This is a genomic window from Neisseria sp. P0001.S005, assembly GCF_051963715.1.
In genome coordinates this window covers 1-479 of record NZ_JBQCTZ010000582.1, presented here as the reverse complement: position 1 = coordinate 479, position 479 = coordinate 1, and the positions used below count along the sequence as shown (strand labels likewise).

Annotated in this window: 1 pseudogene; it reads left to right on the top strand. The window is 46.1% G+C overall.

What is annotated here, in order from left to right:
- Positions 1-195: 195 nt before the first annotated feature.
- A pseudogene (secA, locus tag ACTHSP_RS21805) lies at positions 196-479 on the top strand (preprotein translocase subunit SecA); the annotation flags it as partial.

Below are 479 nucleotides of genomic sequence, written 5' to 3'. Positions count from 1 at the left end.
GCCAATAAATGATCGCGCTTGCCTAATTGTGCTAAATCCATATGTTTCAGACGGCCTCTCAGTAAATTAACCAAACAATTACAATTGAAATACAGCAAAACCGCCTTTATTTCAAACAGCATTACCGCGTTATACAAGCGCTTGTGTTAAAATCCCAATTTCGCCCACTATTATATCAAGGCGCAGGAATTATTCATGCTGACAAACATTGCTAAGAAAATCTTCGGCAGCCGCAACGACCGCCTGCTGAAACAATATCGTAAATCCGTTGCCAAAATCAACGCGCTTGAGAAACAAATGCAGGCCTTGAGCGATGCAGAACTGCAAGCTAAAACAGCCGAATTCAAACAACGTCTCGCCGACGGACAAAGCTTGGACGACATTTTGGTCGAAGCCTTTGCCGTCTGCCGCGAAGCATCGAGCCGTGTATTGGGCATGCGCCACTTCGATGTACAGCTGATCGGCGGTATGGTCCTGCA